This window comes from Stenotrophomonas pictorum JCM 9942 (genome assembly GCF_001431585.1).
Classification (GTDB): Bacteria; Pseudomonadota; Gammaproteobacteria; order Xanthomonadales; family Xanthomonadaceae; genus Stenotrophomonas; species Stenotrophomonas pictorum.
In genome coordinates this window covers 114401-124517 of the sequence record NZ_LLXS01000001.1, presented here as the reverse complement: position 1 = coordinate 124517, position 10117 = coordinate 114401, and the positions used below count along the sequence as shown (strand labels likewise).

The window sequence follows — 10117 nt, the reverse complement described above, 5'->3', positions numbered from 1 at the left end:
GGAGGCGGCTTCGGGCGACATGCGGCTATTGTACCGGCGGGCACGGGCCGGCCAGGCTCGGTGATTGTTCTGTCATGGATACACAGCAGGGGCAGGGATGATGCGCAAGACGTTGAAATGGCTGGGCGGGGGGCTTTTGGGGCTGGTGCTGGTGGTCGGCGGGCTGTTGCTGGTGTCGCGGTTCTGGCCGTCAACGACCTTGCAGGAGGAGGCATTGGCGGCGCTGGAGACCGGGCCGCAGCGACCCGGCAGCAATGCGTATGTGGCGTTGATGACGTTGCATCACGAATCGCTGGATGCAGCCGCGCGCCGCGCACTGGTGGATGCACTGGCCAGCGACTATGGGCAATGGCAGCAGCGGTTCGAGGCCCACTGGCTGGAAAATGGCGGGGGGATGCCGACCGCGCCGGCGCCGCAACTGGGCGGTGAGCCGGTGGCCTGGGTGCACGACGATGCGCTGTGCCGGATCAACGAGGGTGGGGCGTGTCTGGACAAGGTGCGTGCCGCACCCGAGGCGGTGGCTGATGCCCTGGCCGCGCATGCCGGCCTGCTGGAGCGGATTGCCGCGTTGTCGACGCATGGTCATCTGCGCAGCGAGCTGCCCCTGGGGCCCTACGTGCCGCTGCCACCCCTGCAGAGTCTGGGGCTGCCGCTGGCGGCCCATGCGCTGGCGCATGTGCAGGGCGACAGCGCCGGCGCGCTGGCCGGGGTCTGCCGCGACGCCGGCACCGCGCGGATGCTGGTCACCCGCAGCGACACGCTGGTCTCGACCATGATCGGCGCGCGCCTGTTGCAGGCCCATGCCCGGTTGCTGGCCGCGATGCTGGAAGAAATGCCGGTGGATGTGGCCTTGCCGGCGCAATGCGCAGCGGCATTCGCCCCGCTGTCGGCTGCGGAGATGAGCGGTTGCAATGCCTTGCGTGGGGAATTTGAAATGGCCGATTCATTGCTGGCGCTGGAGGCCAGGCGGATCGGACGGTACCCGGGCGGCTCGTGGGTCTTCAATGCGCCGCGGACGCGCGCCCTGCAGGCGGTCAACCTCGGTCAGAGCTGCCTGCCGGCGGCGCAGGCGCGGATCGCACAGGACTTGCCCTTCCAGGCCAGTCAGGCGCAGGCGTCCGTCTGGCGTCTGGAGTGCGCGACCAATGCAATCGGCTGCATCCTGGGCAGTGTGGCGGCTCCCGCCTATGAGCAGTACCCGCGCCAGTTGCAGGATGTCGGTGCCGAGCTGGGCCTGCTCAACGCGCTGCTATGGCTGCGTGGACAACCGTTGCAGGGTTCTCTGGCGACACGCCTTCAGGCCATGCCCTCCGGCTACGCCAGTGCGCAGCGGCCGGTCCTGCTGGCGGCTGATGGACGGGGGCTGGAAACGGTGCTTTATGCCCCGCGTGGCGGGGAAAACCGGGTGCGTCTGCCACTGCCAGCGGCATTGTGGGAGCCGGCGCCCTGACGCTCGCGGACCGGATGAAAACGCCGGCCGGTACCGCGCCGGCTTGAACTCAGCGCGCGCGGGGCTTCAGCCGCACGTAGACCTGCTTGCGGACGCGTGCGACGAGCTCGCCGCGCTCATCCCGGATCTCGTTCTCGAACCAGCGCAGGTGCTTGCCGCCCTCGGCGGTGGCCACTTTGATCTCCTCCACCAGCCCATCGTCGAGATGGAATTCGGTGGCCACCACGCCACGGCCGGGCCTGATGAACTCCACCTCGCCGGCTTTGTCCCAGACAACATAGTCCCGCCCAAGTTTCTGCAGCAGGCACAGCATCCAGAACGGGTCGGTCATCGCGAACAGGCTGCCGCCGAAATGGGTGCGCACGTAATTCATGTTCCACAGCCGTTGCCGCAGCTCGACCCGCACGCGGCGGTAATCGTCATCGATGGCGGTGACGTGGATGCCGGAAAACAGGAACGGCGGCCACAGGTTGATGCCGTGGCGGAACAGGCTGGCTTTCATCGGACGGACAAGCGGCGCGGGGGAGTGACAGTCTAACATTCGCGACCGTATGGATAAGGCCGGGGTGGGCCGTGGCCCCGGCCGGGTGTTTCAGCAACGGGCTGCCATCAGAACAGCAGCGAGGCCATCCGCCGGCGGTAACGGCCGACCAGGTCCTCATCCTCGATGACGCGGAAGGCGTCGATCAGCGCCTTCTTGGGCAGGTTCTCGTGGAAGGCGCGGTCGATGCGCAGCATCTCGATGAACTGTTCCAGCGCCGCTTCATCCTCGCCGCCGAGCAGGTGGTGGATGCCCAGCAGGTGGCGGGCTTCCAGGTCATTGCCGTCGGCCTGCACGCGAGCCGCCAGCACGTCGGCGGCCGGTGCACCCTGCAGCGCGAGGCCGAAATCCAGGCGGGCACGGGCACGCACGGCGCGGTCATCGGTGGCCAGGTTGGCCGGCAGCGCGTCGAGCAGTTGCCCGGCTTCGGGGGTGGCACCGGTCTTGAGCAGGGCCAGCGCCAGCTCCAGCTTCAGCTCGTCCTTGTCCGGTTCGGCGGCGATGGAGTCGCGCAGGGCGGCGATCTGGGCCTGCGGGTCCAGCGGCAGCGGAGCGGCCTCTTCGGCGGCGTCCGGGGCGTCCAGTGGGGTGACGCCATGCTGGGTCAGGAATTCGCGCAGCTGGCCTTCGGGCATCGCGCCCGGGAAGCCATCGACGATCTGGCCGTCCCTGATCAGGAACACGGTCGGTACCGAGCGGATCTGGAAGGCCGCGGCGACCTGCTGCTCCTTGTCCACATCGACCTTGGCCAGCTCGAAGGCCCCGTTGTATTCCCCGGCCAGCTTTTCCAGCATCGGCCCCAGGGTCTTGCACGGACCGCACCACGTCGCCCAGAAATCCACCAGCACCGGGGTCTGCATCGATTTCTGCAGGACGTCGGCTTCGAAGGTGGCGGTGGTGGCGTCGAAAACGTGGGGAAGTTCGCTCATGGCTGGATTCATCGCTGGCGGGAGCTTCCTTTATGGCGACGACCGGGCGCTATCTCAACCTCGGCGGCGACGGATTGCTGCCCCGGGGCGCCCGGGTGACCCCGTCGTATCGGTCCGGCCCGCCAGCACAGTTTCAATAAGTATGTTCCAGGATGCGGCCCCGGCCGCCGGGAAGTGGCCCGGCTGATCGCAGCGCCGGATGGAGCCGGTGCCAAGCCCGGGCGCAGCCTGCACAATGTAGGCCGTAGCCGGGCGCCCTGTTCCGGCCAGCGTGGCAAGGTGCGTGGTGGCGTCAGTGTGGAAGCGAATGCAAATCGGGGCCGGTCCGCTGGCAGTGGTCATCGGCGTGGCCAGCGTCATCGGATTTGGCGCGCAGCTGGACGGGTATGACCAGCTGCGCCATCCAGTGTCGTTGCTGGGGGCACGCGGGGTGGCGGGAGGCGCCGCGTTCAGTGTGCTCGGGTTCGTGGTTCCGGGCCTGCTGGCCGCAGTGGTGGCGCTGGCGCTGATCCTGAGGATGCCAGCCTCGACACCGCGGATCCTGCGGGTCGGCGGCCAGATGCTGTTGCTGGCGACGGTGGCCTTCACGGCGATGGGATTGCTGCCGCTGGACGTGGACGACATCGAGAGCCGGGCCAGCCAGTACCACGCCAGTGCCTGGCTGCTGTGGCTGGTGGCGTTCAGTGCCGGTGCCGTTGCACTGCGGCTGGGGGCGGGCAGGGACAGTGCCTGGCGGCCACTGGCGGTGCTGACGCTGGGCTGTGTGGTGTGGAGCCTGTGCAGCGCGTTCGTGTTCCAGAGCGTCATGCCGGTGGCCATGGCCCAGCGGCTGGCGTTTCTTGGCTGGCTGGTCTGGCTGCTGGCGGCGGTGCGACTGGCTCCGGCGCGCGGCTGAGCGGGAAACGACGCGGATGGACCGGTTGCGGTGACGCGCAGCGGTTGGGGGGAGGGCTGAAACCGTCGCCATATCAATGATCTGCGGTGAGCAGGGGGATTTGGCCGGGGGGCGGTTTGGAGTGCCATGATGCACTGCGGTACCCTGTCACGCTTTGCCGTTGCCCAGCGTTGCCATGTCCAGCGTCGAACCCAATATCTACGATCCCCAGCAGGTTGAAACCGCCGCCCAGAAATTCTGGGAGGCCGAGAAAGCATTCGAGGTGAACGAAACCTCGGACAAGCCCAAGTACTACTGCCTGTCGATGCTGCCGTATCCGTCCGGTGCGCTGCACATGGGCCACGTGCGCAACTACACCATTGGCGATGTCATCAGCCGCTACAAGCGCATGACCGGCCACAACGTGCTGCAGCCGATGGGCTGGGACGCGTTCGGCCTGCCGGCCGAGAACGCGGCGATCAAGAACAAGACCGCGCCGGCCAAGTGGACCTACAAGAACATCGACCACATGCGCAGCCAGCTCAAATCGCTGGGCTATGCGATCGACTGGTCGCGCGAGTTCGCCACCTGCACGCCGGAGTACTACGTCCACGAGCAGCGCATGTTCACCCGCCTGATGCGCAAGGGCCTGGCCTACCGCCGCAACTCGGTGGTGAACTGGGATCCGGTGGACAACACCGTGCTGGCCAACGAGCAGGTCATCGACGGCCGCGGCTGGCGTTCCGGCGCGCTGGTGGAAAAGCGCGAGATCCCGCAGTGGTTCCTGCGCATCACCGATTACGCCCAGGAACTGCTGGACGGCCTGGATGAACTGCCGGGCTGGCCGGAGTCGGTCAAGACCATGCAGCGCAACTGGATCGGCCGTTCCGAAGGCCTGGAAATCCAGTTCGACGTGCGCGATGTCGACGGCAGCGCGCTGGACCCGTTGCGCGTGTTCACCACCCGTCCGGACACGGTGATGGGCGTGAGCTTCGTCTCCATTGCCGGCGAGCATCCGCTGGCCATGCATGCGGCCAAGAGCAACCCGAAGCTGGCCGCCCTGCTGGCCGAGCTGAAACAGGGCGGTGTCTCCGAGGCCGAGCTGGAAACCCAGGAAAAACGCGGCATGGACACCGGCCTGAAGGCCATCCATCCGGTCAGCGGCGAGCAGGTGCCGGTGTGGGTCGCCAACTTCGTACTGATGGGCTACGGCACCGGCGCGGTGATGGCGGTGCCGGGCCACGACCAGCGCGATTTCGAATTCGCAAGCAAGTACAACCTGCCCAAGAAGCAGGTCATTGCGCTGAAGTCGCCCAGGAACGGCGACGAGCGCACCTACGATGCGGACCGTTGGCAGGACTGGTACGGCGACAAGAGCCGCGAGACCGAGCTGGTCAATTCGGCCGAGTTCGACGGCCTGGACTTCCAGGGCGCGTTCGAAGCGCTGGCCGAGCGTTTCGAGCGCAAGGGCCAGGGTCAGCGCCGGGTGAACTACCGTCTGCGCGACTGGGGCGTGAGCCGCCAGCGCTACTGGGGCTGCCCGATCCCGGTGATCTACTGCGACAAGTGCGGCGCGGTGCCGGTGCCGGAAGACCAGCTGCCGGTGGTGCTGCCGGAGGACGTGACCCTGCTGGGCACCGGTTCGCCGATCAAGGCCGATCCGGAGTGGCGTAAGACCAGCTGTCCGGAGTGCGGCGGCGCGGCCGAGCGCGAGACCGACACCTTCGACACCTTCATGGAGTCCAGCTGGTACTACGCCCGTTACACCTCGCCCGGTGCCCGGGACGCGGTGGACAAGCGCGGCAACTACTGGCTGCCCGTGGACCAGTACATCGGCGGCATCGAGCACGCGATCCTGCACCTGATGTACTTCCGTTTCTTCCACAAACTGCTGCGCGACGCACGCATGGTGGACAGCAACGAGCCGGCGCAGAACCTGCTGTGCCAGGGCATGGTGATCGCCGATACCTATTACCGGCCGAATCCGGACGGTTCCAAGGACTGGATCAACCCGGCCGACGTCCACGTCGAGCGGGACGAGCGCGGCCGCATCACCGGCGCCACGCTGATCGCCGACGGCCAGCCGGTGGTGGTCGGCGGCTCGGAGAAGATGTCCAAGTCCAAGAACAACGGCGTCGATCCGCAGGCGATGGTGGGCAAGTACGGTGCCGATACGGTGCGTCTGTTCTCGATGTTCGCCGCGCCGCCGGAGCAGTCGCTGGAATGGAACGAGGCCGGTGTCGATGGAATGGCGCGTTTCCTGCGCCGGCTGTGGGCGCAGGTGCACAAGCACGTGGCCGATGGCGCCGCACCGGCGCTGGACGTGGCTGCGCTCACCGCCGAGCAGAAGGCGGTGCGCCGCAAGACCCACGAGACGATCGGCAAGGTCGGTGACGACTACGGTCGCCGCCACGCCTTCAACACCGCCATCGCCGCGGTGATGGAGCTGCTCAACTCGCTGTCCAAGTTCAACGACGACAGCGCACAGGCCCGCGCGGTACGCCAGGAAGCGCTGCAGGCGACGGTGCTGATGCTCAATCCGATCACCCCGCATGCCTGCCATGCGATGTGGCAGCTGCTGGGCCATGCCGAAACGCTGCTGGAAGACCAGCCGTTCCCGCAGGTCGATCCGGCCGCGCTGGTCAAGGATGCGCTGACGCTGGCGGTGCAGGTCAACGGCAAGTTGCGCGGCACCATCGAGGTGGCGGCCGACGCGGCGCGCGACCAGATTGAAGCCGCTGCCCTGGCCGAACCGAACGCGGCCAAGTTCCTGGAAGGAATGACGATCCGCAAGGTCATCATCGTGCCGGGCAAGATCGTCAACATCGTTGCCGGTTAAACCCAGCGGATCTCAAGTGCTGTTCACGCGGCATCAGGCAGGCTCCCTGCCTGTTGCCGCTCCCGGCCGGCTCCGCCAGACTGTGCCCATGACCCGATATCTGATCGCCCTGATTCTCGCCGCAAGTCTCTCCGGCTGCGGTTTCCATCTGCGCAACACGCTCACCTTGCCCGCCGATACGCCGGCGGTGAAAGTGGAATCCTCTGTACGCTACAGCGAGCTGGTGAAGCTGCTCAACCGTGGCTTGCGGGCGTCGGGCGCGACGGTTGTCGAAGAGGATCAGGCCATGCCCTCGGCCGACAGCAGTGGCGTTGCCCGTCTGCAGGTCCGCTCCGAGCGCTGGGGCGATCTGCCGATCGCCATCGATGCGCAGGGCCGTGCGCAGGAGTTCAGCCTGCGCTATGCGGTGATCTTCAGCTTCTCGCGTCCGGACGGCTCGGTGATCGTGCCCGAGCAGGCGATCGAACTGTCGCGTGACTATGTCTCGCCGCCGGAGGACGCCACCGGCACCACCACCGAACGTGAAATCCTGGCCGATGAACTGCGCCGGGAAATGGCTGCCTCGATCCTGCGCCGTATCGACAGCGTGGTCCGTGCCGATCTCGAAAAGGCACGCGCCAAACCGGAAGCCAAAGGCGCCGATGACGCCAACGGGGCAGGCTGAGGCCGTGCTTGGCAGGGGCAACGCATCGGCCGGGTGCCACTAGATGGAACTGCGCCCTGAACAGTTGGCCAGCCAGGCGGCCTCGCAGCCGCTGGCGCCTGTCTACCTGATCGCCGGACCCGAATTGCTGCGCGTGCTGGAAGCGGCCGATGCGGTACGCGCACGGGCGCGCGCCGACGGCATTGGCGAGCGCGAGGTGTTCGATGCCGATGGGCGCGATTTCGACTGGGGCCAACTGGCGTCCAGTTTCAATGCGCCGAGTCTGTTCAGCGCCCGCCGCCTGGTCGAGCTGCGCCTGCCTACCGGCAAGCCGGGCAAGGAGGGCGCCGAGGTCATCAGCGATTTCTGCGCGCAGCCGCCGGCCGATGTGGTGCTGCTGATCACCGCCGGCGAATGGAGCAAGGCGCATCAGGGCAAGTGGGCCGAGGCGGTCAGCAAGGCCGGTGTGCTGTCGGTGGCCTGGGCGATCAAGCCGCACGAGCTGGGTGACTGGATCGAGCGGCGTCTGCGCTCCAGGGGATTGCGTGCCGATGCCGCGGCCGTGCAGCGCCTGAGCGAGCGGGTGGAAGGCAATCTGCTGGCGGCCGCGCAGGAAATCGACAAGCTGGCATTGCTTGCTGACGGGCAGGCGCTGGACGTGGCGAAGATGGAGTCGCTGGTGGCCGATGCGGCCCGCTACGACGTTTTCCGGCTCAGCGAGGCGGCGTTTTCCGGCCAGCCGCAGGCGGTGCTGCGCATGCTCGCCGGGCTGCGGGCCGAGGGCGAAGTGGTGGCGGCGCTGATGCCGATCCTGATCCGCGAGCTGCTGTTGACGGCAGGGCTGGCGCGGATCAATGCCGCCGGCGGCAACCTGGCCGCGGAGATGAAGAGCAAGGGGATCTGGGAGTCGCGCCAGGCGCCGTTCAAGCGCGCGCTGCAGCGGCACCCTGATCCGCGCCGCTGGGAGCGTTTCGTCGCCGAGGCCTCGCAGATCGATCGCATGGCCAAAGGCCGGGCCGAGGGCGATCCGTGGCTGGCACTGGAGCGTCTGCTGCTGGCGCTGGCCGAGGCCAAAGCGGTCCGGCTGCTGGTCCGTGGAACGCGCTGAAGTGCCGGCAGTGATGGCGCCATCGCGGCTGTGGCTGCTCTATGGTGGAACCTTCGACCCGGTTCACAATGGCCATCTGGCTATCGCCCGCTGCGCGCGCGACGAACTGGCCAGCCCGGTGCGCTTGATGCCGGCCGCCGATCCGCCACATCGTGCACCGCCCGGCGCCGATGCGGCGCAGCGTGCGGCGATGCTGGAACTGGCAATCGCCGGTGAGCCCGGGCTGAGCGTGGACCTGCGCGAACTGGTGCGGGCGAAAGAGCATCCCGGCGTACCATCGTGGACGGTGGATACCCTGCGTCAGCTGCGCGCGCAGATCGGCGCCTCGCAACCGGTCGCGCTGTTGATCGGGGCCGACAGCCTGCTGGGCCTGCCGGAATGGCACGAATGGGAACGCCTGCTGGAGCTGGCGCATCTGGTGGTGGCCGATCGCCCGGGCAGTCCGCTCGAGGGCGGGCTGCCGGCAGTGCTGGCCGATCGGCTGCAAGAGGCGTGGGCCGATTCGGCCGCGCAATTGCGCGCGGCGGCCGGTGGGCGGGTGCTGCGGCTGCGCCAGCCGTTGCAGTCCGAGTCGGCCACCGTGGTGCGCGGCCTGATCGCAGATGGCGGGGCGTGGCGGGAACTGGTGCCCGCGCGCGTGGCTGATTTCATCGTCGAAAACCGCCTGTACGGATGCCAGTCCGATTCGTGAATGCCGGCAGCAGCCGGGTTCTCTATAATCACCGCCTTATTCATCGAGTTATGCCGCTTTGACCACCGAAGCCCAAGTCATCAAAACCCAGTTGCCCAGCCCCCCGCCCTCCGTTTCGGCCCTGCTGGCCTGCGTGCATTCGGCGCTGGAGGAAATGAAAGCCCGGGATGCGGTCGAGATCGACGTCCGCGGCCGTTCCAGCGTCGCCGATTACCTGGTCGTTGTTTCCGGCACCTCCACCCGTCACGTCAAATCCATTGGCGATGAAGTGGTGCGCTTTGCCAAGAACCTGGGCGTGATGCCGCTGGGCGTGGAAGGTGAGCGCGAGGCCGAGTGGGTGCTGGTCGACCTGGGCGATGTGATCGTCCACGTCATGCTGCCGCGCGTGCGCGAGTTCTATGCGCTGGAGCGCCTGTGGACGGTGGGCGACCAGCCGCCGGTTGCCGCGCAGGATGACGAATACGCTGCGGGCTGAGCCGGCAGCGCAGAGTCGTGTGACGGCGCCGCAGGGCGCCGTCCTTGTTTCAGGCAGTGCAACGTGATCCGGGAGACCATCGCCCCATGAAAGCCAGATTGATCGCCACCGGCGAGCGCGCGCCCGGCTGGGTGGCGCAGGGATTTGCCGAATACCAGAAGCGGCTTTCGCATTGGCTGCCACTGGAGCTGGTGGAGATCGAGCCGGGTCTGCGCGGCAAGGGCCGCGATCCGAAGCGGGCGATCGAGGAAGAGGGCAAGCGGGTGCTGGCCGCATTGCCGAAGAATCCTTATGTGGTGGCGCTGGATGTGCCCGGACGCCAGCTCAGCTCCGAGCAGTTGGCGCAGCGGCTGGAGCATTGGCGCTCGCAGGGCCGGGATCTCGCATTTCTTATCGGTGGCCCGGAAGGACATGCCGCCGAGGTCTCGGCAACGGCCGATGAAACCTGGTCCATCGGTCCGCTGACTTTGCCGCATATGCTCGTTCGACTGGTGGTGGCCGAGCAGCTGTACCGCGCAGCGGCGATGATCGCAAATCACCCCTACCATCGCGCGTGATTACCCTATA

Annotated in this window: 10 protein-coding genes; 8 read left to right on the top strand and 2 right to left on the bottom strand. The window is 67.4% G+C overall.

Features of this window, described 5'->3' with window-relative positions; translation table 11 throughout:
* Positions 1-100 precede the first annotated feature (100 nt).
* Complete coding sequence (locus tag ARC78_RS00585) at positions 101-1450, top strand: hypothetical protein (protein WP_145974259.1); 1350 nt, start codon at positions 101-103, stop codon at positions 1448-1450.
* A gap of 49 nt (positions 1451-1499) precedes the next feature.
* Here the strand turns inward: ARC78_RS00585 and ARC78_RS00580 are convergent, their stop codons facing one another.
* Together ARC78_RS00580 and trxA are read right to left on the bottom strand one after the other, a co-directional pair.
* On the bottom strand, positions 1500-1952 hold the full coding sequence (locus tag ARC78_RS00580) for a DUF4442 domain-containing protein (RefSeq protein WP_057505496.1): 453 nt from the start codon (positions 1950-1952) through the stop codon (positions 1500-1502).
* A gap of 107 nt (positions 1953-2059) precedes the next feature.
* On the bottom strand, positions 2060-2920 hold the full coding sequence (trxA, locus tag ARC78_RS00575; RefSeq protein WP_057505495.1) for a thioredoxin: 861 nt from the start codon (positions 2918-2920) through the stop codon (positions 2060-2062).
* A gap of 307 nt (positions 2921-3227) precedes the next feature.
* Here trxA and ARC78_RS00570 point away from each other — a divergent pair, with 307 nt between their 5' ends.
* The 7 genes from ARC78_RS00570 to rlmH all read left to right on the top strand — a co-directional run bounded on the left by ARC78_RS00570 (position 3228) and on the right by rlmH (position 10107).
* The gene (locus ARC78_RS00570; protein ID WP_054659241.1) at positions 3228-3815 is read left to right on the top strand and encodes a DUF998 domain-containing protein; all 588 of its coding nucleotides are present in this window, start codon (positions 3228-3230) and stop codon (positions 3813-3815) included.
* A 175-nt stretch (positions 3816-3990) separates the two neighbouring features.
* Positions 3991-6633: a leucine--tRNA ligase gene (gene leuS, locus ARC78_RS00565; protein ID WP_054659239.1), complete on the top strand. Its 2643-nt coding sequence runs from the start codon at positions 3991-3993 to the stop codon at positions 6631-6633.
* Between the two features lie 88 nt (positions 6634-6721).
* Positions 6722-7297, top strand: a complete 576-nt coding sequence (locus ARC78_RS00560) for an LPS-assembly lipoprotein LptE (protein WP_054659237.1) — start codon at positions 6722-6724, stop codon at positions 7295-7297.
* A gap of 43 nt (positions 7298-7340) precedes the next feature.
* Positions 7341-8384: a DNA polymerase III subunit delta gene (gene holA, locus ARC78_RS00555; RefSeq protein WP_054659235.1), complete on the top strand. Its 1044-nt coding sequence runs from the start codon at positions 7341-7343 to the stop codon at positions 8382-8384.
* A 13-nt stretch (positions 8385-8397) separates the two neighbouring features.
* Positions 8398-9075 carry a nicotinate-nucleotide adenylyltransferase gene (gene nadD / locus ARC78_RS00550; RefSeq protein ID WP_057505502.1) on the top strand — a complete coding sequence of 226 codons (678 nt, stop codon included), beginning with the start codon at positions 8398-8400 and terminating at the stop codon, positions 9073-9075.
* A gap of 58 nt (positions 9076-9133) precedes the next feature.
* On the top strand, positions 9134-9550 hold the full coding sequence (rsfS, locus tag ARC78_RS00545) for a ribosome silencing factor (RefSeq protein WP_054659464.1): 417 nt from the start codon (positions 9134-9136) through the stop codon (positions 9548-9550).
* Positions 9551-9636: 86 nt separating this feature from the next.
* Positions 9637-10107 carry a 23S rRNA (pseudouridine(1915)-N(3))-methyltransferase RlmH gene (gene rlmH, locus ARC78_RS00540; RefSeq protein WP_054659466.1) on the top strand — a complete coding sequence of 157 codons (471 nt, stop codon included), beginning with the start codon at positions 9637-9639 and terminating at the stop codon, positions 10105-10107.
* Positions 10108-10117: the final 10 nt, after the last annotated feature.